Consider the following 22,609-nt stretch of genomic DNA (forward strand, 5'->3'; position numbering starts at 1 on the left):
AGCCCTTTTGGAAATACGTAATCGTTTATCCTTGAATGCCATGAATTGAATAATTAAGGGTTGTATAAAATGGTTCTCACTTTTGCAAAATATAGTTAAGGGGAGGTGTTCCTTGTGAACCCAATTTTTGAAATTAACCAACATGATTTAGTTAATGCTTGGCAAGCTAAACTTCCACTTATGTTAGACCCATCCGACAAGGCTGAAGTAAGAGCCGATGAGGCCAACGAAAACAGCATCAGAATCCATATTGATACCGCCGGAAGACAAATGTACTCTTTTGACTTCGAATGCGCTTATATGGACGCTAGAGAGGTTCGTGTGGATCTAGTCGATGTTGAGCGGGATGGACGTGCAGTGCAAGAGTATACAGAGGTCATTCAAGATTTAGCAGGCGGATACAAACGTCATTTACACGAGTGTGCACAATCGTTACATGAAGTGACCAATCCTACTTAGGATGCTCGAATCTTTGCAGTTCGTTCAACGTATTCAAATATACAAATGAGGTAGGTGATCATGGTGAGTAAACCGAAGACAATTCCTGCACCTGGAGCACAAGAAACAGAGCGTCATCATCGAAAGGAAGATGATTCTCAGGCCATTCAAGAACCACTCTCAGGATCTAAGAAAGTTAAGCAACGTAATCATGTGGGGCATTTAAACAAACAGGGTTAAAACTTTATTAATTAATGGCCGTGAAAGAGAGGACACCTTAGTGAAATTAAGGTGTTTCTTTTTTATTTGGAACATTTTATAACATACATACGTATAGGGAGAAATGAATGAATTCAACATTATCAATGGGAAATATCCCAAGAAGTGTTTCACGTTAATCAAATTTAGGGTATGATTAGAAGGTATGTTGAATTTTAATTAATTAATATGGGGAACGATTTGGGAGGAGAGAACAAGTTGAACAAGAAATATTCAGCGTTACTATTATCACTACTTTTAACGTTAACAGTGATACTATCTGCTTGTAGCAGTAAGCAGGATCCAAAAGAGGCGATGCAAAGCGCTGCAGCGAATGCAGTGAAAATGACGTCTTACCAAATGAAGAGTAAGATTGCTATCGAAAATTTCAAGATCAGCGCTCCAGATTTAGTGGATGAGTCCAGTGCCGGAGCCGCAATGAGCATGCTAAAGAATGCTGAAATAACGATAGATGGGGTCTACCAAAGCGATCCTATGCAGACTGAGCTGACCTTAGGGCTTAATCTAAAAGGTGACATGGCTATGACTTTCACCATTCCAATGGTTATGACTAAAGAAAAAATTTATATTAAGGTTCCAAGTATTCCGATGTTTCCAATACCTGAGAATGTGGTAGGTAAGTATATCGAGATGGATCTTAAGGAATTGGCTGAGCAAGGCGGTTCAGAGTTTAATCTTGATTCCATGGATGCAGAGAAAGCCAAGAAATTATCTAATGAAATTTCAAGCGTACTATTTGCTGAATATGATCAAGCTAAATATTTCAAAGATATTGCAGTTAAAGATGCTAATCTGCCAGAAGGCGTGGACGCTAAACAAGTAGCTCAATTCTATATTACAAATGATAATATTAAAGAAGCTATTACAATCTTTGTGAATAAAGCAATGCCTAATATTCTCGATATTATGAGCAAAGAGGAATACCGTAATATGCTAGGTGTGAAAGCTGAGGATATTCAAAAAGCTAAGGATGAATTGAAGGCCGGTAATCAAGCTGAGCTTAATAAAGGCTTGGAAGAGTTGAAGGATTACTTGAAAATTAACAGTTTCACTGTAAATACGGCGATCAACAAGAAAGACTTCCCTACTTATCAAGGGTTGGATATGAATATTGAAGTTAACGATCCAGATACAAAACAGAATATCTCGTTAGCATTGAAAGCTAGCAATCAATATAGCGAGATCAATGAGAAGCAAACATTTAAAATTGGTATTCCTAGTGGTGCAGATGTGTTGACCATGGAACAATTCCAAAAAGAAATGAATGGAGCGACATACTAATAGTAATTGCTCACAACAAAAAGACTCGCCTAGTCAAATACTAGGTGGGTCTTTTTGTTGTGAATAAAGATCTAGATACTCTTCTTCAAGAATGGCAAAGGTTTCATGATCTTGCCATTGATCATTTATTCGTAAGAAACGTCGCGCGACACCTTCACGTTGAAACCCTGACTTCTCTAATACACGTCGTGAAGGTTGGTTGATCGGAAGAATGACAGCTTGTACTCGATGAAGTCTAAGTGCCTCAAAAGCATACTGGAGAGCTAGTCCTAGTGCGGCTGTCATGTATCCTTTACCCTGATGGATCAGGTCTATCAAATAACCGACATCGGCATACTGGCCAACACCACGTACCACATTCGATATCGTTACTTGTCCAATCAGTTCTGCATCAGATGTGAATATTCCAAACATATAGGCTCGGTCAAGCAGCCTGTCCTCTTCGCGGCTTAGAATGAGTTGTCTTTGCTCATGGAGGGTGTAGAATGCTTCGGCTCGTTTAGGTTCAAAGGGTTCGTAAGCTTTACGAGTATTCAAGCGTATAGCCAATAAGGCTTCAACATCTGACACCTGTAATGGACGGATAAATATATTATGGGCTGTATCATATAGAGTATAAGTCATGTAGGACCTCCATAACGGTTATTGAATTTAGTGTTATCTTCTTCTTAATCCACGGAAAAATTCAGTTAGTAACATGGAGCACTCTTCTTGTAGGATGCCCGTAATTAATTCAGTCCTATGATTAAAGCGGGGTTCTTGCAAAAGATTCATGAGTGTTCCTGCACAACCTGCTTTAGGGTCTGTGGTTCCATAGATGACCTGTGGAATACGTGACTGAACAATAGCACCAGCACACATGGGGCATGGCTCTAGCGTGACATACAATTTGCAGTCAAGCAGTCTCCAGGAATTTAGTTGCTGACTAGCTTCTCGAATGGCGACCATCTCAGCATGAGCGGTTGCATCCATGGTCGTTTCACGTAAATTATATCCTCTTCCTATGACTTCATCCCCACGGACAATAATGGCCCCTATAGGTACTTCTCCCAATTGTTCTGCCTGTTTAGCTTGGGCGATAGCTTCTCGCATCCAATATTCATGTTGATCAATCACGATTAGTAGAACCTCCTTGGATAACATAGTATTTATTCAACGAACAAATATTCGGTTGTTAACATGATGTGCATAACTTTGTGTATAACTTTAAATTTATTAACAATGTTATGCACAAATTAACAGGCCATTTTGTTATTATGTGCATAACTTAAAGGTAGTTGTACACATTAATATATTGTAATAAATGAAAGTTGAGTAATCAATCGTTCTCTTGAGAGTGGAAAATGCATCAAACACCATTGAAACGCCTTTTCAAATGAAAGGGTTAGAGTTATGATATATAGATGTAGGAATATATTCCATTGATACCAAGACCCCTTGTTGCCAATGCCCAAGAGGTGAGCTGCTAATTTGTCTATCAAAACTAAATTAACCCTCATCATGTCCAGTTCAGTGCTGGTTATTTTGTTGTTGAATCTTACACTTAATTTCTATACTACACAAGAAAATTTAAGGCATGATACAGAGACAAAAATGATGATGACTTCAGAGCAGATTGCTGTTACAGTCAAACAAAGCCAGTATAGTTCTAATTATATTGAGCAAAAAATTGAAGAAGTCCTATATATGGCGTCACTTATGGCCTCTTATGAATTAGACCCAGATATAAATAACGTAACAAATGAGGAACTAGTCAGGCTTAGTCAGAAATTAGGTGTATCCCATATCTCTTTGTTGGTCAGGGATGGAAATGACATTATTATTTCCAAATCGTCAGATGCCCCGGAGATTGGACAATCAACTAAGGATTCGGGATACTGGCAGAAGGCATTATTTCAGCTGCTAAATCAACAGCAAGTAAGCATTCCTGAAGGTCATAAGCGAGATCATTTTTGGACCGCACCGTTTGAATATTCTTCATCTAGTAAAGAATTAATTGATAAGTGGGGGTATTTCTATGATGGTAAGCGTAACTATATCATAGACCCGTATATTAGAAGTATAGAGATTAATGATTATACTAAAGTTATAAGCCCAGATGAAGTCTTGAAGGAAATATTACATGTTAATCCACAAATTTTAGAGATTACTGGCATCAATCCTGTGACGTTCGGCAACGAGAATATGCTCCTTGACGGATATGATCGTTTTAATGTGAAGCTATATAACCGACCGATTCGTTTTGGTACATACACGTACAGCAATTTGGAACAGGATAAGCAGGCGATTGCTGAGGTTATTCGAACTAAGGAAAAAGTTATATTTGAGAAAGATATTAATGGTGTAAAAGTTCTCAAAAGTTTCGTACCTATTACAACAAATCAGGATCTTTATGTCATCAGTATAGTTATGGATTATGCTGCTATTTCCTCTGTTATGAAAGAACAATTAATGATGAATATTTGGATATCGTTCATGCTATTGTGTGTCGTCTTCTTGGGTAGTGCTATATTAGCGGGCATTATTACTAGTCCAATCCAAGACATGTTGAAGAAAGTGAATGAAGTAAGTGATGGACAATTTAATACTTACTTAACAGTAAGGGGTAACGACGAGTTAGGATTATTAGCGAAACGTATTAATGCAATGACTCATAATATTAAATATAGTACCGGAAAACTAAAGCAAATGGTCGAAGAGAACCGTTCGGTAAAGGAACATTTAGAATCAGTTATCAATCAGACTGCGGATGCCATTCATATGCTAGATCTTGGCGAGAACGTTATACAGGTAAATAAGGCCTTTGAAGAGCTATATGGGTGGGAAAAGGATGAAGTTATCGGGATTGCTTTGTGTTTTGTTCCTGATTTTTTGGAGGAAGAAGAAGAAGAGAGACAGAAGCAGATCCTTAATGGTGTACAGCTACCAGCAATAGAAACGATCCGTTTAAAGAAGGATGGTTCTAGAGTTGAGGTTAGCATTAGTACTTCGCCTGTACGAAATGAAGAGGGAGACATTGTTTCCCTGATTAGTGTGTCTAGGGATATGACGGAGCGTAATCGTATGGAGGAGCTTCTGAGACGTTCTGAGAAGCTGACAACCGTAGGCCAATTAGCTGCGGGTGTAGCTCATGAGATTAGAAATCCACTTACAACCTTGCGAGGATTCATGCAGCTTCAGCAAGAGAGTATGCAGCTTAATCCACAACATATTGATATTATGTTATCTGAACTAGATCGAATTAATCTCATCGTAAGTGAATTTTTAATTTTAGCTAAACCGCAGGCGGTCCAATTTCAAGAAAAAGATGTTCGGTACATCCTAGGAGATGTGGTATCCTTATTGGATAGCCAAGCTCATTTGTTCGGTATTGAATTCAAATATGAATTTACCGATAAATTGACTATGGTGCATTGTGAAGTTAACCAACTGAAACAAGTTTTTATTAATGTATTAAAGAATGCGATAGAGGCTATGCCACAAGGGGGTACGATTACCCTATATTTATTCTTGTCAGGAGTTCAGCATATAGGGATTACAATCGAGGATGAAGGAGTAGGCATTTCAGAGGATATGATGCCGATGCTCGGGGAGCCCTTCTTCTCTAATAAGGAAAGTGGAACAGGACTTGGCCTTATGGTAAGCCAGCGCATTATTCAAGCGCATAAGGGAATGATGGAAGTGAAGAGTGAACTAGATAAAGGAACTCAAATTACGATACTACTTCCCTCAAGCTATATGTACTCAAGTCATTCTAAATAAACTCAATGTAGAGGTGGACAAAATTCGTGCGGATAAATAAATTTATTAGTGAGACGGGATTTTGCTCGCGTCGCGAAGCAGATAAGCTCGTAGATGCAGGAAAAGTAACAATCAATGGTGAGTTAGCTCTATTAGGCAGTCAAGCGGAGTTGGGTGATGACGTTCGTATTAGCGGACAACCTTTGGAGGCTAAGAAAGAACATATTTATATTGCTCTTAATAAACCTCTAGGTATTACTTGTACTACGGAGCGGCATATACAAGGAAATATTATCGATTTTGTCGATCATCCGGAGCGGATTTTTCCGATAGGCCGTTTAGATAAAGATTCAGAGGGTCTAATACTGCTAACGAATGATGGAGACATTGTGAACCAGATCTTACGGTCAGAGGGTAAGCATGAGAAAGAATATATTGTAACGGTAGACAGTGTGATTACTCCCTCCTTTGTAAGGGGAATGTCTACAGGTGTGAAGATACTAGGGGATCTGACGCTACCTTGTGAAGTAACACAATTATCAGAGTTCGTATTCCGTATCATTCTTACTGAAGGGAAGAACAGACAGATCAGAAGGATGTGCAGTGCTTTCGGATACGAGGTAAGAGCATTAGAGCGTGTGCGGATTATGAATATACGTATTGGAGAACACCCTGTGGGTACTTGGTGGGAGTTGACGCCTGAGGATAAGCAGGAGCTGGGTATTCTACTTGATTACGATCTGCAATAGATAAGCAAAACGAGCCTTAGAAGTAATTCTAAAGGCTCGTTTTTTTATTGATTATTTTCTTGAGTTAAGTAGGTTGCAACCATCTCTCAAGATGAGTTCCGCTGATTAATCTTTAGCTTCTGTAATATTTAGAAGCTTATTATTATCTTGGTACTTACGAATAAGAGATACTTCAACACGTCTGTTCATGGCGCGGTTAATCGGTGTTCTATTATCTACAATCGGATGGTATTCTCCATAACCAACAGGCGTAAACTTCTTAGGATCGAGGTTCGTATTCAACAGTAATACTTTCATGAATTGCAAAGCCCGATCAGAGCTAAGATCCCAGTTGGATTCATAAAAACTATTATAGATCGGAATGTTATCGGTATGACCCGAGACGATGATATCATAGTCAGGGAACTCTTGTAGCATATTAGATATTACCTTACCTAGTTGTCTGGATTCAGGCTTAACCGTAGCGCTTCCTGAAGCAAAGAGTGCTGTATCGCTAATCGTAATCATTAATTGAGATTGATTAAGCTTCGTATTGAGCTGGTTACTTAAGCCATTGCCCTGTATATATTGATCAATCTGCTTCTTTAGCTTCTCTAAGTCTAGCTGCTCCTGCTGTTTAAGGGCAGCTGCTTGTTGTTCGCTTTTAGAATTAGAACGATTCTTAGGCATTGTATCGATTGATGATGAGGGTGTATCCTCCGCAGGACTATCGCTTGGTGTTGGTGATTTGTAATCTAGCACACCAGATCCACCGGTCAAGGCAACGTTGAATGCTTTACTCATCTCCTCGAACTTCTTGGCATCTGTCATACTCATTCCATAAAGAGCAATAAAGAGAGCTAGAAGTAGAGTGAGAAGGTCAGCATATGGAAGTAGCCATGATTCATCTGCATGCTCCTCATGCTCCTGTCTTCTACCCTTTTTACTTCTCACCTGAACCACCCGCCTTATCATCAGTATTCAATTCCAACCGTTCGGTAGGTGTTAAGAAGACAGATAGTTTTTGACTGATAGCAATAGTGGAGACACCTGATTGAATAGACAGTAGTCCTTCAACCATCATGAGTCTGAGGTCCACCTCATTCTTAGATAGACGTTTAAGCTTGTTAGAGATTGGGTGGCATATGATATATCCTACTGAAATCCCGAGTACTGTAGCGATAAATGCAGACCCAATAGCATGAGCTAACTCATCCATATTGTCCATGTGAGACAAAGCTGAGATTAGACCAATTACAGCTCCGAGTACCCCGAGAGAAGGAGCGTACATACCCGCTTGTGAAAAGATAAGCGCACCGACCTTGTGACGATCTTCTGTTGCGTTGATATCTTCCATCAGTACATCACGCACAAATTCTTGATCGTTACCATCGATGATCATACGCATACCATTACGTAAGAAATTATCATCAATTTCTTCTACTTTAGATTCTAGTGCAAGCAATCCCTCGCGACGTGTAATGGAAGCCCATTCCATAAATAGAGTAATCATTTCTTTTCTATCCATTAATTGTGGTTTTACAAAAATCATTTTTAACAATTTAGGGATTCTTTTGAGTTCAGACATAGGAAACCCAATAAACAGCGTGGCTGCTGTACCGCCCAATATAATGATATATGCAGCTGGAACAAGTAAACTCATAAGGGATGATCCTTTAAGGACCATACCTACTAGAATTGAAGCGAGACCAAGAACTAAACCAATAATTGTTGAAATTTCCATTATACACCTCATCCATGAGAAATAGAATTGAATCCTTTCATGCAGTCAATTGAAAATAAAGAAGATGGACTGTCCCGCAAGAGACGCATTATATTATTTATCGTCAGAAGTGACTTTTTTTTTTAGGGATATTTTCCGGTATAATGAAATGAGTGACTAATGTACTATTACAATAGAGAGTGGAGGCGTGAATATGGGAGTAAAACATGGACGAAATTATGATGATATTTTAAGAGAATTCACGACAGCAGTAGGCCAAATTACAGATTGTTATGAGTTTTTTGAAATGGAGCAAGGTGAATGGGAGCAGCTTCCAGAGGAAGGGAAAAAAGAGGTTCTTGAGGCACTGGCCGAAGATTTATTTTACGGACTGGGCACAGATTCTATGATTAAGGTTGGAAGTGGTGTAGTGATCTATGATCGTGATATCCACAGAATTAATGTTTTGATAGGTGAAGAGGAAATTACTTTTGTTTCTTTGATTTAATTCCTAGTAGTTGATTCTATATCGATGCTAAGAAGGCATGTATGAATGAATGAATCGTTAAGAGAATATACTGTCAGAAGGTTATTTCAGTAATCGTCGAACGAACTTAAGTTAGATTGAAGTTAGTCGGAAGAGGAGGAAATAAACATGGCATATATGAAGGAAGACATTGAAGTATATCTAAGTAAATTAGATGGATGGGAGTTGGAGGAGGAGCGGTGGCTTGTACGCAAATACGTTTTCTCGAGTTTTATGAAGGGAATCGCATTTGTGGACGAAGTTGCGACCATATCCGAAGCGTTTGATCATCATCCATTAATTCATATTGACTATACCACAGTCATGTTACGTCTCACCTCTTGGAGTGAAGGGGCGCTGACTGCTCTCGATTTCAAAGCTGCGCAACAATATAATGAATCTTTTGAGAAAATGTGTGGTAGTGAAAGAGTGAGAGAAGAAGGCAAGCAGAGGAAAAGATAGTTAAATATCAGAAACGGGCATCATTCCTATTGGAGTGATGCCCGTTTCTGATATGCTGTCAACGATTTACTTTTTCTCAGATAACCAAAGGGCGACGTTAGCAATTTCTTCATCTTTTAATTGACCTTTAAAAGCCGGCATAATTCCGCTACCTTTGGAAACGATGTTATAAATCTGTTCCGCCGACATTGTAGCCCCAATGTTCTGTAAGTTCGGTCCTACTGCACCCTCTAGTTGATCGCCATGACAGCTGATACAGTTGGCTTTAACCAGTGTTTCAGCAGCTCCAGCATCTAAGGTAACTGCGGGCATACTTGGTTTTTCTTCTTCCGCTACTTCTTCTTTACCTGGCAATGTAAACATAAGTACCAGGGCTATTGTACACGCTGCGAAAAACAAACCGCTCATGATCCATTTTTGCATAATTATTCGTCCCTTTCTATTTAAGCTAATGTACTTATTATAACGGAACAAACTCTTAGAGCATAGCATTTGTGACAAAAAATAAACAAATATATTGTTAATTTTATCAAAAAACTCACAGAGTAGTGCTATTTATCATATGATTAGGTGTTATCTTGCTGATAGACCATACAGTAGAAGTCTTTATTACCATCAGGAGTAAGTCGTTCGTAACAATCAGTAATGATGAAGTTGGATTTGGCATAGGCTTGAATAGCGCGTTTATTCCAAGTAAGTACTTCTAGATCTATTTCATTCTGGGGCTCTCGTAACAATGCCGTATGAACAATGGATTGCACAAAAGATTTACCCCTTCCTTGGCCACACAAATCAGGGTGCATACAGATGCCTAAACGCGTTACTCCCTCTAATGGAAAGAACTGTGCAAATCCACATAACTCCCCAGACTTGTTCATAACGGATACATATTGAGCTGTTCTGAGAAGAGGGTCCCCGAACTCAATACCAAGCTTCTCCATTTGTTCCCAAGGCATCCAACCATATATGTTGTAAGGTGGGGCGAACTTCCAATCACAAATAGCTTGGGCATGGCTTATCTCCATAGGAAGAACAATGAAATCTTCATCTTTATTGCTCATGTTAGGCTCTCCTTTGCTCTCAGATAAATTTGGTTATCATCGTTGAAACACATGTGATATGTATTTACGGGAAGTAGGTGCTTAGTTCTCAAATAGCAGGATAATAAAGAGTAAGCTCAATCAAAGTATGCAATGATAAGCATTAAAAGATGCACATATGAGAAGACACAAAAAACCCGAGAGTTGAGATTCGGTAAAAATCTCAACTCTCGGGCGGTAAGGTCAAATGAATGATTTAATCAATCGCAACGGCTTCATATGTATCAGTACTCATAATTCTCTTGGCACCGATGTAGCGGGAAACGTAGTAGCTTTCGCTAAGTGAGTTAATAATTACACCATTAGAAGAAGAGGCATGTGCGAATTTACCATCACCAACATAAATTCCAACGTGTGAAACGCCTTTTCCACTCGTGTTAAAGAATACTAGATCGCCTTCACGTAAATCACTACGATCTACAGCAGTACCCATACCGAATTGTGAACCAGATTGATGTGGCAAATTGATACCTAGTTTCTCAAAAATATACATTGTAAATCCGGAGCAATCGAAGCCGCTTGTGCTGACCCCGCCGTTTTTATAACTGGTTCCAAGTGTTGGAGCAATCGCTGTATCCATTTTAGAGTCTGCGAAAGCGCTTCCTGTTCCAATAGTAAATAATAAGGCCAAACCCATAAATGAAGATACTAATTTCTTATTCAACAATATGATTCCTCCTGGTGCCTGCGAGGTTAGCTTAAGGATTCGGTTGAAGGTCCCCTATGATCCCTTTGATGCAAGATCAATTCACCCACTACTGGTTCCCCCGCTTCCCGACTTTACGGGAATTCGGCTGATTGGTTAACGCTATATTGATAGAACGTATACATCAATAATAAGTTGTTACAACACTTATTACAAAGTTGTTACTAAAAACTAACTGGGACTATTGTAACAAAGGATTAATAGTTTGGCAATTGTTTCTATCAATAATATTAAAAAAAATTATGGATTAGTTAAAAAAAATGAAACCTTTTTGTGATTTATTACGTCTATAGTATGAAATAAAAGAAAAACCCACTCATAAGATTTCGGCAAAAATCTTATGAGCAGGCTATGAGCAGGCTTAGTTATAAAGATTTAGTTATACGCGGTAGCTTGATACTTAGCTGTACTCATCACACGTTTAGCGCCAACGTAGCGTTTGGAGTAATAGCTTTCATTGAGAGAGCTAACGATCACCCCACGTGAAGTAGATGCATGTGCGAATTTACCATTACCAACAAATATCCCAACATGGGATACACCATTTCCAAAGGTATTAAAGAAGACAAGGTCTCCAGGTCTCATCGCATTACGTGACACAGAATCACCTATCTGATACTGTGATGAGGACTGACGAGGAAGAGTGACACCTAGTTTTTGAAATACGTATTTGGTAAATCCAGAGCAGTCAAATCCATTGGTGGATGTTCCAGCGGTCTTGTAACTAACCCCGATAGTAGGATGAATAACTGAGTCCAGTTTCGAGTCTGCAAATACGCTTCCAGTTCCAATGGTTAGTGCAAGTGCCACGCTCAGTGCTACGGCGGATAATTTCTTCTTCAATACATATTCCCCTTCCAATGCCTGCGAGGTTAGCTTAAGGATTCGGTTGAAGGTCCCCTATGATCCCTCTAATGCGAGATCAATTCACCCATATCATGGTTCCCCCGCTCCCTGGTGCCAAGGAATTTGGCTTTTATCGTGCACCTGAAAGTGACAGTCGTATACAATAATAATGTCGTAAAGATTACAAAGTTGTTACTAAAAACTAACTGGGATTATTTTAACAGAGGATGTATGGTTTTGCAAACGTTTAAAGCAAAGTATACAGGAAAAACCCCGCCCTTTTTCTCAAAAATGGGTGGGGTTTTTCCTGTATCAAGGCATTACAGTGATGACAAAAATTTAATAATTTATTTTATGAAGATTTGAACCTCTTGGTATACCATAAGTCAAACTGTGCTGTGATCCCCCATAATTTAAACAGACAGGATATGAAATGATAAGCTTGTTGAACAATAAGGCCAAGTAATCCAGTCCACCAAAGGGACACACCCGTGAATAGGCTGAACAGTAACAAGCAACTAAGCCCTAGAATGAGTGAAATACCCATAACAGACATCACATAACGAAGACATATCATCATGGAGGAGAGGATCCCTGCGAGGCCTGTTGCGCCAAATTGCATGTAGAGAATCAATTGATGGATGATATAACGGTATACATACCAAGCGAGAACATATGGCACAGTTTGTAGCCATATAGAAGGAGATATAACTGCTGTGAGTGCCATATTATATAATTTTGGAATGAGCCAATAAGCTGGAGCTAATACAAGTCCGATCTCTATCCAATATAGCAGCGTCATTGGTTTCCAGAGTTTACGTATACCCTCAAAAAAGAAAAGTCCTCGTTCTCCTAATCTTTCTTGATGAAGACCATAAATAATTCCTGCATGAATAAGTGGGGTAACAATCATGCGTAATAGTAGCACAGCTAACAACATCCATAGAAAGGAGTGGACGGTCTGACTGTTTGTTAAACTTAATTGTCCTTCTACATAGAAGAGAATCTGACTTAACTCATTCGGAGGTGGGTCAGGATAGCGTAGGAATAAAGGGACAACGGCTGATTTAACCAAACGGTATAGAAAGTACCCACTGAGTAACTGGTATAGAAATAGAATGATAACAACGTAGAATTGGTCTTTGACACTTTTCCAGCCATTTGAAATATTGATCCTCACCGGCACTCACCTCACCATGACAGACTTCCAAGCCATGTTTCCAATAGCTTGGTTATGCTTATATTTAAGCGGGATACAATCTTGTGATCGTTATCTACCTTCATATAATTGTTGATATGGTTATTCTCAAGTACAAGAGTGTATTCAGGATCTATCATCGCCCATGCCAGAGGAGATTTGTACTGTAGCTTGAACTGAATCCGATCGCCATTCCCTTTCCATACTTTATGGATAGAGTGACCATCAGCAAAGCGAAAAAGGATGGGTATATTGGGGTACAGTCCATCTTGTCGATCTACGGTGACGACGGATTCATAGAGGGGCCCCTGGGCGCTCTTTTTCTGTTGTACAGTAATCTGGTTTATGGCGAAATCGGTCATTTGGCTGCCATATACGTATTGATTGAAATAGGATTGCCATGAAGTATGAGTAACCTGCTCCACGACTTTTTGGAAGTCCAGCGTTGTAGGATGAGCGAAACGGTATTTTATACTGTATGTCTTCATAATTTTGCCCATTGTTTGAGTCCCTACTTGCTGCTCAATTCCTTTCAATATAAGCTTACCGCGGTAATAGGCATTCTGGGCATAGTGCTCCTGAGATCCATATTTCCATGCCTCTTGGTTGAGTGGAGCGGGAGAAGAGATAACGGCTGCTTGAATGGCAAGGTTAGGAATGACCCCATACTCCTGTTCCATGAGTTTATCTTCCACATAAGATGTGAATCCTTCATCTAGCCAAGCTTCTTCGAACTCGTTGTTTGCAATCATTCCATAGAAATATTGATGACCAATTTCGTGGATGACTGTTCGCTCCAATTCATAACCAGGAGAGTCATTCTTGGCCCCGAAGGCCGTAACTAGTGTTGGATATTCCATGCCTCCTGCTCCGTTACCGGCTTCAGGTGGGACTACAATGGATAAGGTTGAATATGGATAAGACCCATACCATTTACTGAAATATTTCAGAGCAGCCTCAGCCGCATAGAAGTACCTCTCCTTCATATCCTCATGGGCAGGATCTAAGTATAATTTAATACGCACACCTGCAACCTCTGGAGAGGAGAAAGGTTTCTCAGCAACAATGAAATTAGGCGAAGCTGACCAAGCGAAATCATGTACATCATCAGCATAGAATTGATAAACTTTCATGTTATCTTTGAGTTTAGCTGTTTGGGTTGGAAATCCAGTAGCGGCGACGATGTAATTTTTGGGTACATGGATTTTTACATTGTAGATACCAAAATCTGCGTAGAACTCAGAGTTACCGTGGTATTGATGAAGATTCCAACCTTCCGTAACCCGTCCACGCGTACCTTGAGGTTCATATACGCTGATCTTAGGGAACCATTGTCCTGCCATAACGAAGTCATCCGCTATTCCCATACGCGCGAATATTTTAGGCAGCTTTACTTCGAAATTTAAATTGAGCGTGATGCTCTCGCCACCCTTGACGGGTCTTGGCAGACGAACTCTGATGAGACTATAGTCTTTGCTATTGCCATCGTCCGGTTGTACATACTGAATACGATGCATAAGCGACAGACCATCTACCGTTTTAATATCTGTGAGATTCATAGCTCCGAATCCGTCTGCTGGCATCGTATCTCCTCTAAGCCTGCCACCAGATTCTTTCATAAAGGTAGTTTCTTTAGAAGAGAAGGCATTAGGATACAGGTGAAAGTAAAGCTCAGTTACAATGTTTTTACCAGGGTGAGTCCAAGTGAGTGTCTCAGTACCTTTCAATAGCTTCTCCTCAGGATTAAGGGAAACATTGATATGGTACTCCACAAGACGTTTGCTAAGAACTTGTGCAGTAGGTTGCTGTACACTTTCTTTTTGGGGTGGCGTAGCTACATTTGTAGGCTTGCCCTTATTGGGCGCATACGCGGACTCTAGTTGTGGCGAGTTGACGAGAAGGGTCCACCACCAGGTGCCACTAAGGAGAAATAGGGAAACAATAATAACTACAATTATTTTGGTGCGGGCTGGAGCCATACATGAATACCTCCCGTTGACAAGCATCTACAGCATGTATATGTTTGCAATTCGCCGATTATTAGTTAAAATAAAATGAATAACCGTTACGAATAGTAGGAGGCAGAAATGCACTGTCAAATTTCTGTTTTGTGGGAGGTCAAAGAGAATGGATAATAACGAACAAACTGGCAAGAAACAAATTGCCCTTAATATTGTAAGCAGTAAAAGTAAGCACACTGGTTTTGGAGCAGGTTCTATTGATTTGAATAATGTATCGCCTGTTATTATTGATCAAGGAGAAGCTAAGGTTGATGTAGGAGCCATGCATGCCAAGAGTAAGGTAGAGAAGGGCATTAAATTCTCAGCCAATCGGGAAGATGTACCTAACGGTCGTCAGGTATGGGTAGTATGGATCGCGGTCGATCGTACGCTAGAAGCTCAATTCTATGCAGGAGCTATGGCATGTGAGATGTGGATTGATACGGAGGCGCGTCGCGGTTGGAAAATTCTTGCGGAGCATGTTAACAAATTAGACTCTGCCCTTAAGCGCAAAATCTCGCTAGATGAGTTAAGCGCACAGGATAAGACGGCTCTGAAAGATTTGTTAATCTCACGTAATGAGGAATGGTGGAACGCTTCACCTGACGAATTGAAGAAGGCGCTAGAAGTATAATTATTTAATTGAACTCGTTTATCCTTGTGAAAAAATGCAGAAAGCCTCAGTATCCACTTACAGCGTGGATACTGAGGCTTTCTGTTTGTGATCTGGATTTATTTATCTTTTCCTAGTAGGATCGACATCCCGAGCAGGGTGACAATAATGGTAGCACCCATATCGGATAATACGGCAATCCAAAGGGTAAGCAAGCCTGGAATGGTGAGGAGAAGGGCGATTGCTTTTAGCGTTAGTGAAATACCAATATTCCACCCAATCACTCGGTTGACCCGTCTAGCCATATGAATGGCATTTGGAAGCTTACCTAGGTGATCCTGCATAAGCACAATATCGGCAGTCTCAATAGCGCTATCTGTTCCTTTACCCATGGCAATCCCTAACTGGGCTGTGGCAAGCGCGGGAGCATCATTAATGCCATCACCCACCATAGCCACTCTATAGCGAGTGGAAAGCTCTTTGATCTGATCTACTTTTTGTTCAGGAAGTAGACCCGCATAATATTCCGTAACACCGGCTTGAGATGCAATGTTCCGAGCAGACTGTTCATGATCTCCTGTGAGCATAACAGTATGAGAGATACCCGCTTGGTGAAGTCGCTTAATGACATCGTTGGTCTCGGAACGAATTTCGTCGGCTAATCCGAAAACTCCGAGTACATGGGTCTCATCTGCAGCAATCACTAAGGTATATCCTTGTTCCTTCAATCTGACGATATCACGACGAACTTGATCGAGAATTTGTGGATCTAAGGGTGAGATATGTGTCAGGATGTCTTCGCTACCCATCCAGGATGTGATTCCATTGACCTCTCCTTGAATTCCTGAACCTGGTAAAGTAGTAAGATTACCTGCTTCAGGGAAATGGCTAGTTTCATGACGCTGGCTGACGATATGATCTACGACTGCTTTAGCAAGCGGATGGAGGGAGGATTGCTCCAATGAACCTGCCACGTCGTAGAAACGTTCTTTGTCATAGATGACTTCTTCTATGACAGAGGGTGTGCCCTGTGTAAGTGTGCCAGTCTTGTCGAAGGCGATGGCTTCCAACTTACCCAATTGCTCTAGGTGGACCCCGCCTTTGATCAGAATGCCATTACGTGCACTGCGTGTCATTCCGCTTACCAAAGCTATTGGAGAGGATAACACTAACGCACAGGGACATCCGACGATAAGAATAGCTAGTCCTTGGTATACCCATTTCATCCAAGGCTCTCCCATGAACAGCGGAGGTACAACGATAACGAAGAGGGCGATGAGCATGATAGCCGGAGTATAGTATTTAGCAAATTTATCAATGAACAGCTCTGTGGGTGTTTTGCTATCTTGGGCTTCTTGTACTAAGTGCATAATTTTAGCTAAAGAAGAATCTTGATAAGCCTTCTCAATTTCAATGGTTAGTAAACCCTCTGCGTTCACACTACCCCCATACACAGGGTCGCCCTTCTTTTTACTAACGGGAATGGACTCTCCAGTAATAGCTGCTTCATTAACGGCACTATTTCCCTCATGAATGAACCCATCTGATGGGATTTTTTCACCAGCACGGACTTGAACTATGTCGCCAGCACGCAAACTTGAGATGGGCACTGTAACCGTTTCTCCATTCCGTATCAGGGTCGCTTCTTTGGGGGCTGAGGCGAGAAGTGCCTCCATCGATTTGCGAGCACGTCCCATGCCGTAACCTTCCAGCATTTCATTTAAGCCAAACAAGATAGCCACAAGTGTAGCTTCTTGCCATTCACCGATGACAACGGCACCGGTTAGAGCCACTGTCATCAGTGTATCCATATTGAATTTAAAACGAATAAGGTTGTTAAGTCCACGCCAGAATGTAGAGTACCCGCTGAATACGATCGCTATGATATAAGAGGCAATAAGTACCGGCTGTGGTATGATCCCACTCAGAATGAAAGTTGAAAGATAGAGTACTGCCGCAATTCCAAGTAACCATTTCATAAGGCGATTTCCTTCATGACTATGATCGTGTCCGTGATCATGCCCGTCATCGTGAGTGTGACCATGCGCTGATCCATCTGTGTGAACATGATCATGACCAGCGTGGTTACCTGTTTTTTTGATAAGGCGTGCTCCATCACTTTTCAAAATGTGCTCAACACGGGACATATCGACTTCAGGGTGAAGGGTTAGTTTACTGTTGGCATAGCTTAAGCGGGCATCCTCACCGTTCTCAAGCTTGTTAATTTCCTCTTGCATCTCACGCGTACAGTTAGCACAGGACAACCCTTGTACAGGATATTCCACATAAGATAATGTATCGCTAGCGCCTCTACCTTTACTATTTGTGCTCATCGTCCATCTTCTCCCTCTGATGCTCTAAAGTCATCTGAATTAGAATTCTAATATGATCATCCTTTAATGAATAATAAACATTCTTTCCTTCTTTACGTGACATGGTAATGTCTAAGTTCTTCAATGTACGTAAATGATGGGAGGTGGCTGCCATACTACTTCCTAACACAGCTGCAACATCACATACACACAGTTCCTGCGCTTGATCTAGCATATAGGCAATTTTCATACGTGTTGGATCAGATAAGGCCTTGAACATATCCACCATACCTAGAATTTCTTCTTCATTGATGGTTTTCTGAAGCTGGACTGTCTTGTGAGTATCTACAGATGTTACCTCACAGACTTCTTCGTCTATAATCTGATCTTCGATTGTGTTTATGTCTGACATATTATCGTGACCCCTTCGCTAATTGTAATGGTTACTATATTCAAACGTTGATTTGATTGTTAATACCAATATAACCTAAAAAAAACCAACAATCAAGTGTTGGTTTGAATATTGGGCAGTCATGTGCCAAGAAAGGTAGGGAGAACGAAAGAGAAAGAGCAGTCGGAACCACTGATTTAGTTCTAGGCTGCTCTAGAGTATAGTTGACCATTAATCCATCCACCACTGTTTAAGATTGGACCACCATGTGCGATCTACGGGAATGGCTTCCTCCTTGGCAGGTTGTTGTTTACTACCATGGAGTGTGCAGTACGCTGTTGGTTCCGTGCCGGGGACAAATACTTCCAATGTTTTCTCAGGACAGTCTGCTGTAGCAAGTAGCCCTGACTCCGGATTGATATAGGCACTAACCACTTGACTTGGAATGGGAAAAATTTTGGGCGGGACGTTCTCTAGTGCCTTTTCCGTAAATTGAGCAAAAATAGGTGCAGCTCGGCGCCCATCGCTATTCTCAATATTTCGGCCTTTATCGTATCCCACCCATACAGCTGTAGCGAGTTCTGGTGTGAATCCTACAAGCCAAGCATCTGTGTCGGTCGTACCTGTTTTGCCTGCTACAGGGCGCTTTATGAGGGATGATACACGGTTACCTGTTCCGCCATTCTCAAACACACTTTCCATTAGATGCGTCAGAACATAAGTAGCAGCGGGATCCACCACAGCTTCACCTGGCGTTGTCTCTGCCTCATATATTATTTCTCCTGTGGAATCCGTCACCTTGAGCACAGCTATAGGGGCCATACGAACACCACCATTACTAATCACGCCAAAAGCAGACGCCATCTCAAGTGGACTGACTGGTGAAGTTCCTAATGCCAGTGAGGGCACCGCTTGAAGAGGACTATTAATGCCCATTTTTTGTGCTGTATCTATGACCTTGTCTGGTCCTACTGTCATCATCGTATTGACAGCATATATATTGTCCGAAGTGGCGATAGCCTGCTGCATATTAATCTCACCCAGATACTTTTCACCGAAGTTACTTGGCTGGTACGTCTTGCGATTATTATCGTAGTGAAACAGCGTTGGCTCACTTTTGAACGTGCTGAGTACGGACATTTTCTTGGAAGTTAGGGCCGTTAGGTACATGATGGGTTTGAAGGTTGACCCCGGCTGGCGTGTTGTAGCTAGTGTATGGTTATAAGGGTTAGTCTGATAATTTGTCCCACCCACCATGGCCTTTATATACCCTGTTCGAGGATCTATAGAGATCAGAGCGGTCTCCAATTCACTGCCCTTGTCCATGCCACTAGCTACGGCCTCTTCTGCCGCCTCTTGGGTATGAGAATCTAGCGTTGAATAGATGTTCAATCCACCATGATCAAGTTGTTCTTCACTGATTCCTAGCTCACTAATCGCTAAATTCCGTACATAATCGCGAAAATAAGGTGCCGTCACAATAGTCTTCTGCTCTCCTTGAGGCTTGATGATTAACTTTTCGCGTGCTGCTTGATTGGACTCTTGCTTCGTAATGCTCTTTGTCTCCACCATGGTGGAAAGGACAATTCGCTGTCTTTTGATGGCGCTATCCAAATGATTATAGGGAGAATAATAGGTGGGCCCTTTAGGGATTCCAGCTAGTAGAGTGCTTTCTGCAAGGTTCAAGTCCTTAGCAGACTTTCCAAAATACATACGGGAAGCAGCTTCGATGCCGTAGGCACCATGACCGTAATAAATTTCGTTAAGATACATTTGTAGAATTTCCTGTTTACTGTATTTCATCTCTAGCTGTGTCGTATACATCGCTTCTTTTACTTTACGTGACCATGTTTTCTCATGACTTAGATATAGATTTCGGGCTAACTGTTGTGTGAGTGTACTCGCTCCCTGTGAACGATTCATTTTCTTGAGGTTGACTAGTATGGCCCGGCCCATTCCTTTGATATCAAATCCTAAATGGTCATAGAACTTACGATCTTCTACGGCAAGAGTAGCTTCGATTAGAAAAGGAGATATTTCATCTAAAGTGACGGGTTCATAACTGCGCCCACTCGCCGAGAAGGTGGCCATAATGTTGCCTTGGCTATCAAGTATTCGAGAGTTCCGATCCGTATCAGCAACGGGTAGGTTTGAATGATATAAATATCCAAGGGCGATCGCACTAACTAGAAGAACAAGGACAGTCATACCGAACAATAACTTAATCATCATCAGAAATTTTCTTTTCCGCTTAAGTTGCTTTGTAGATTGTTGCGACATGACATGTATGCTCCCTTTCATTTCCTTTTCTTTTCATTATGGGATGGGAAGGGCATAGATATTCACTTTACATGCGATATGATTTCTTATGGGCAAATATATGTCGAAAATGGTTGCATTTTCACCTTAATTTAATATAATCAATTTTGTTTGGTACAATAGACAGAAATGTGAAGGCTAAACATTAAATATAAAATGAGAGTAGGTATATACGATGGAATTATGGTTCACAGAGAAACAAACGCCCGTATTCGGAATTACTGCGAAGATTAAAAAAACTTACGTGACAGAGAAAACAGATTTTCAAGATCTAGCGATGGTGGAGACAGAAGAATTCGGTAACATGCTTGTTCTAGATGGCATGGTTATGACAACAGAAAAAGATGAATTCGTATATCATGAAATGGTAGCTCACCCAGCACTGAATACACATCCTAATCCTAAGCATGTACTAGTAGTCGGCGGTGGAGATGGTGGCGTGATTCGTGAAGTTATCAAACACCCAGGAGTTGAGAAAGCTGTATTAGTCGAAATCGACGGTAAAGTCATTGAATATTCCAAGAAATATTTACCTTCTATTGCTGGTAAATTGGAAGATCCTCGTGTTGAGGTATTGGTAAATGACGGATACATGCATATTCTCAATCATAAGAATGAATATGACGTTATTATGGTGGATTCGACAGAACCTGTAGGTCCTGCTGCACCGTTGTTCGAACGCGGATTTTATCAGGGAATTTATGAAGCGTTGAAAGAGGATGGAATTTTCGTTGCTCAAACGGACAACCCTTGGTTCAAAGCAGATCTTATCCAACAAGTAAATCGTGACGTGAAAGAAATCTTCCCGATCGTTCGTGTATATGCTGCGAATATTCCAACTTACCCAAGTGGTCTCTGGACCTTTACAATGGGAAGTAAAGTTCATGATCCACTTGAATTAGACGAAGCAACTATCCCTGAGCTAGATACAAAGTATTACACGTCACGTCTGCACAAAGCCGCTTTTGTGTTGCCGAAATTCGTGGAAGATCTAACGAAATAGGAGGCTATGAACAGACGATGAAATTGGATCAAGCATACTCAGGTAACGTATTTATTTGTAGCTCAGAAGATTATGAAGGTTCTAAGGCTGTTATATATGGCATGCCTATGGACTATACCGTTAGCTTTCGCCCGGGCTCTCGTTTTGGCCCGTCACATATTCGTCAAGCCTCAGTAGGTCTAGAGGAGTACAGCCCTTATCTTGATAAAAGTATTGAGGATATCACTTACTTCGATGCTGGAGACTTGCTACTGCCATTCGGTAATGCTGGACGTAGTTTGGAGGTCATCAGTGAATATGTTGGCAAGTTAATGGCTGATGATAAATTTCCAATCGGTCTCGGTGGAGAACATCTCGTGACATGGCCTGTTATTCAGCAGGTATACGCGAAGTATCCTGATCTGATTTTGATTCATATCGATGCACATGCTGACCTTAGAGAAAACTACGAGGGTGAACCTCTCTCCCACTCTACGCCTGTACGTAAAGCAGCGGCGCTTATGGGTGGAAGTAACATTTACCAGTTCGGTATTCGCTCTGGTTCGCGCGAGGAATTTCAATTTGGTCATCAGAATATCAACTTCCACCCCTTTGAGGTAGCAGCTCCGCTTAGGGAAGCTTTGCCGAAGATGGGGAGTCGTCCTGTCTATGTTACAATTGACATTGACGTACTTGATCCTTCTGCAGCTCCTGGTACAGGTACGGCAGAAGCAGGTGGAATTACTTCTAAGGAATTGTTAGAGGCTGTGCATCTTATTGCAAATTCTGGAGTAAATGTTGTGGGCTGTGATTTGGTAGAAGTAGCACCTATCTATGACCACACAGAACAGACACAAATTGTAGCAGCGAAGTTGATTCGTGAAATGTTGCTAGGTTTTGTGAAATAGATTTTTCATAGCAAAGCACCTTCAAAAACGATAATTTAGGAAGCCACTAGGTTCCG

General features: G+C 41.0%; 23 protein-coding genes and 2 riboswitches. Of the genes, 10 read left to right on the forward strand and 13 right to left on the reverse strand.

Annotation, left to right across the window (positions count from 1 at the left end; all coding sequences use genetic code 11):
- The first annotated feature begins 114 nt into the window (after positions 1–114).
- The 3 genes from UB51_RS22525 to UB51_RS22535 all read left to right on the forward strand — a co-directional run bounded on the left by UB51_RS22525 (position 115) and on the right by UB51_RS22535 (position 1,998).
- Positions 115–459: a hypothetical protein gene (locus UB51_RS22525; protein ID WP_044879229.1), complete on the forward strand. Its 345-nt coding sequence runs from the start codon at positions 115–117 to the stop codon at positions 457–459.
- A 63-nt stretch (positions 460–522) separates the two neighbouring features.
- Complete coding sequence (locus tag UB51_RS22530) at positions 523–678, forward strand: small acid-soluble spore protein P (RefSeq protein ID WP_044880371.1); 156 nt, start codon at positions 523–525, stop codon at positions 676–678.
- A gap of 237 nt (positions 679–915) precedes the next feature.
- Entirely contained in the window at positions 916–1,998 is a 1,083-nt protein-coding gene (locus UB51_RS22535) for a hypothetical protein (RefSeq protein WP_044880372.1), read from the forward strand.
- Between the two features lie 33 nt (positions 1,999–2,031).
- Here the strand turns inward: UB51_RS22535 and UB51_RS22540 are convergent, their stop codons facing one another.
- Both UB51_RS22540 and tadA read right to left on the reverse strand, forming a co-directional pair.
- The gene (locus tag UB51_RS22540) at positions 2,032–2,622 is read right to left on the reverse strand and encodes a GNAT family N-acetyltransferase (protein WP_044879230.1); all 591 of its coding nucleotides are present in this window, start codon (positions 2,620–2,622) and stop codon (positions 2,032–2,034) included.
- 33 nt (positions 2,623–2,655) lie between these two features.
- On the reverse strand, positions 2,656–3,141 hold the full coding sequence (gene tadA / locus UB51_RS22545; RefSeq protein ID WP_044879231.1) for a tRNA adenosine(34) deaminase TadA: 486 nt from the start codon (positions 3,139–3,141) through the stop codon (positions 2,656–2,658).
- A 327-nt stretch (positions 3,142–3,468) separates the two neighbouring features.
- Between tadA and UB51_RS22550 the strand changes: the two genes are divergently transcribed.
- Together UB51_RS22550 and UB51_RS22555 are read left to right on the forward strand one after the other, a co-directional pair.
- Entirely contained in the window at positions 3,469–5,760 is a 2,292-nt protein-coding gene (locus UB51_RS22550; RefSeq protein WP_044879232.1) for an ATP-binding protein, read from the forward strand.
- A 26-nt stretch (positions 5,761–5,786) separates the two neighbouring features.
- Positions 5,787–6,488, forward strand: a complete 702-nt coding sequence (locus tag UB51_RS22555; RefSeq protein WP_044879233.1) for a pseudouridine synthase — start codon at positions 5,787–5,789, stop codon at positions 6,486–6,488.
- Between the two features lie 105 nt (positions 6,489–6,593).
- On the opposite strand, the gene UB51_RS22560 is transcribed toward UB51_RS22555, so the two are convergent.
- Both UB51_RS22560 and motA read right to left on the reverse strand, forming a co-directional pair.
- Positions 6,594–7,421 (reverse strand): flagellar motor protein MotB, encoded by an 828-nt coding sequence (locus UB51_RS22560; protein ID WP_234405489.1) that lies wholly within the window; start codon positions 7,419–7,421, stop codon positions 6,594–6,596.
- Positions 7,411–8,211, reverse strand: a complete 801-nt coding sequence (gene motA / locus UB51_RS22565; RefSeq protein WP_044879235.1) for a flagellar motor stator protein MotA — start codon at positions 8,209–8,211, stop codon at positions 7,411–7,413. Before motA ends, UB51_RS22560 begins: the two co-directional genes overlap by 11 nt.
- 193 nt (positions 8,212–8,404) lie before the next feature.
- Here motA and UB51_RS22570 point away from each other — a divergent pair, with 193 nt between their 5' ends.
- Positions 8,405–8,698, forward strand: a complete 294-nt coding sequence (locus UB51_RS22570) for a hypothetical protein (protein ID WP_044879236.1) — start codon at positions 8,405–8,407, stop codon at positions 8,696–8,698.
- Between the two features lie 147 nt (positions 8,699–8,845).
- A complete protein-coding gene (locus UB51_RS22575; protein ID WP_044879237.1) occupies positions 8,846–9,178 on the forward strand; it encodes a 4a-hydroxytetrahydrobiopterin dehydratase in 333 nt (110 codons plus the stop codon).
- A 66-nt stretch (positions 9,179–9,244) separates the two neighbouring features.
- On the opposite strand, the gene UB51_RS22580 is transcribed toward UB51_RS22575, so the two are convergent.
- From UB51_RS22580 to UB51_RS22610, 6 genes are all read right to left on the reverse strand, one after another.
- The gene (locus UB51_RS22580) at positions 9,245–9,601 is read right to left on the reverse strand and encodes a c-type cytochrome (RefSeq protein WP_044879238.1); all 357 of its coding nucleotides are present in this window, start codon (positions 9,599–9,601) and stop codon (positions 9,245–9,247) included.
- A gap of 143 nt (positions 9,602–9,744) precedes the next feature.
- Entirely contained in the window at positions 9,745–10,239 is a 495-nt protein-coding gene (locus tag UB51_RS22585) for a GNAT family N-acetyltransferase (RefSeq protein ID WP_044879239.1), read from the reverse strand.
- Positions 10,240–10,474: 235 nt separating this feature from the next.
- A complete protein-coding gene (locus tag UB51_RS22590) occupies positions 10,475–10,942 on the reverse strand; it encodes a C40 family peptidase (protein ID WP_044880373.1) in 468 nt (155 codons plus the stop codon).
- Between the two features lie 3 nt (positions 10,943–10,945).
- A riboswitch (cyclic di-AMP (ydaO/yuaA leader) is annotated at positions 10,946–11,084 on the reverse strand.
- Positions 11,085–11,359: 275 nt separating this feature from the next.
- Positions 11,360–11,827 (reverse strand): C40 family peptidase, encoded by a 468-nt coding sequence (locus UB51_RS22595; protein ID WP_044879240.1) that lies wholly within the window; start codon positions 11,825–11,827, stop codon positions 11,360–11,362.
- A 3-nt stretch (positions 11,828–11,830) separates the two neighbouring features.
- Positions 11,831–11,969: riboswitch (cyclic di-AMP (ydaO/yuaA leader) on the reverse strand.
- A 213-nt stretch (positions 11,970–12,182) separates the two neighbouring features.
- Complete coding sequence (locus UB51_RS22605; RefSeq protein ID WP_044879242.1) at positions 12,183–13,010, reverse strand: hypothetical protein; 828 nt, start codon at positions 13,008–13,010, stop codon at positions 12,183–12,185.
- 11 nt (positions 13,011–13,021) lie between these two features.
- Positions 13,022–15,007: a M1 family metallopeptidase gene (locus UB51_RS22610; protein ID WP_044879243.1), complete on the reverse strand. Its 1,986-nt coding sequence runs from the start codon at positions 15,005–15,007 to the stop codon at positions 13,022–13,024.
- Between the two features lie 148 nt (positions 15,008–15,155).
- Between UB51_RS22610 and UB51_RS22615 the strand changes: the two genes are divergently transcribed.
- Positions 15,156–15,662, forward strand: coding sequence for a YwhD family protein (locus UB51_RS22615; RefSeq protein WP_044879244.1), 507 nt, complete (start codon positions 15,156–15,158; stop codon positions 15,660–15,662).
- A 98-nt stretch (positions 15,663–15,760) separates the two neighbouring features.
- Here UB51_RS22615 and UB51_RS22620 read toward each other — a convergent pair whose 3' ends face one another.
- The 3 genes from UB51_RS22620 to UB51_RS22630 form a co-directional block, all read right to left on the reverse strand.
- Complete coding sequence (locus UB51_RS22620) at positions 15,761–17,974, reverse strand: heavy metal translocating P-type ATPase (protein WP_044879245.1); 2,214 nt, start codon at positions 17,972–17,974, stop codon at positions 15,761–15,763.
- Positions 17,961–18,365 (reverse strand): ArsR/SmtB family transcription factor, encoded by a 405-nt coding sequence (locus tag UB51_RS22625; RefSeq protein WP_044879246.1) that lies wholly within the window; start codon positions 18,363–18,365, stop codon positions 17,961–17,963. Before UB51_RS22625 ends, UB51_RS22620 begins: the two co-directional genes overlap by 14 nt.
- A 210-nt stretch (positions 18,366–18,575) precedes the next feature.
- A complete protein-coding gene (locus tag UB51_RS22630) occupies positions 18,576–20,624 on the reverse strand; it encodes a transglycosylase domain-containing protein (RefSeq protein ID WP_044879247.1) in 2,049 nt (682 codons plus the stop codon).
- A gap of 214 nt (positions 20,625–20,838) precedes the next feature.
- Here UB51_RS22630 and speE point away from each other — a divergent pair, with 214 nt between their 5' ends.
- Complete coding sequence (gene speE, locus UB51_RS22635; protein ID WP_044879248.1) at positions 20,839–21,666, forward strand: polyamine aminopropyltransferase; 828 nt, start codon at positions 20,839–20,841, stop codon at positions 21,664–21,666.
- Between the two features lie 17 nt (positions 21,667–21,683).
- Positions 21,684–22,553 carry an agmatinase gene (speB, locus tag UB51_RS22640; RefSeq protein WP_044879249.1) on the forward strand — a complete coding sequence of 290 codons (870 nt, stop codon included), beginning with the start codon at positions 21,684–21,686 and terminating at the stop codon, positions 22,551–22,553.
- The last annotated feature ends 56 nt before the right edge of the window (positions 22,554–22,609 follow it).

The organism is Paenibacillus sp. IHBB 10380 (assembly GCF_000949425.1).
Lineage (GTDB): Bacteria > Bacillota > Bacilli > Paenibacillales > Paenibacillaceae > Paenibacillus_AQ.

Excerpts from the sequence above, each read along its gene's own strand:
- UB51_RS22580 (WP_044879238.1), bottom strand. The coding sequence starts at position 9,601 with ATGCAAAAATGGATCATGAGCGGTTTGTTTTTCGCAGCGTGTACAATA.
- tadA (WP_044879231.1), bottom strand. The coding sequence starts at position 3,141 with ATGTTATCCAAGGAGGTTCTACTAATCGTGATTGATCAACATGAATAT.
- UB51_RS22615 (WP_044879244.1), top strand. The coding sequence starts at position 15,156 with ATGGATAATAACGAACAAACTGGCAAGAAACAAATTGCCCTTAATATT.
- UB51_RS22610 (WP_044879243.1), bottom strand. The coding sequence starts at position 15,007 with ATGGCTCCAGCCCGCACCAAAATAATTGTAGTTATTATTGTTTCCCTA.
- motA (WP_044879235.1), bottom strand. The coding sequence starts at position 8,211 with ATGGAAATTTCAACAATTATTGGTTTAGTTCTTGGTCTCGCTTCAATT.
- speB (WP_044879249.1), top strand. The coding sequence starts at position 21,684 with ATGAAATTGGATCAAGCATACTCAGGTAACGTATTTATTTGTAGCTCA.
- UB51_RS22540 (WP_044879230.1), bottom strand. The coding sequence starts at position 2,622 with ATGACTTATACTCTATATGATACAGCCCATAATATATTTATCCGTCCA.
- UB51_RS22570 (WP_044879236.1), top strand. The coding sequence starts at position 8,405 with ATGGGAGTAAAACATGGACGAAATTATGATGATATTTTAAGAGAATTC.
- speE (WP_044879248.1), top strand. The coding sequence starts at position 20,839 with ATGGAATTATGGTTCACAGAGAAACAAACGCCCGTATTCGGAATTACT.
- UB51_RS22630 (WP_044879247.1), bottom strand. The coding sequence starts at position 20,624 with ATGTCGCAACAATCTACAAAGCAACTTAAGCGGAAAAGAAAATTTCTG.
- UB51_RS22585 (WP_044879239.1), bottom strand. The coding sequence starts at position 10,239 with ATGAGCAATAAAGATGAAGATTTCATTGTTCTTCCTATGGAGATAAGC.
- UB51_RS22625 (WP_044879246.1), bottom strand. The coding sequence starts at position 18,365 with ATGTCAGACATAAACACAATCGAAGATCAGATTATAGACGAAGAAGTC.
- UB51_RS22575 (WP_044879237.1), top strand. The coding sequence starts at position 8,846 with ATGGCATATATGAAGGAAGACATTGAAGTATATCTAAGTAAATTAGAT.
- UB51_RS22620 (WP_044879245.1), bottom strand. The coding sequence starts at position 17,974 with ATGAGCACAAATAGTAAAGGTAGAGGCGCTAGCGATACATTATCTTAT.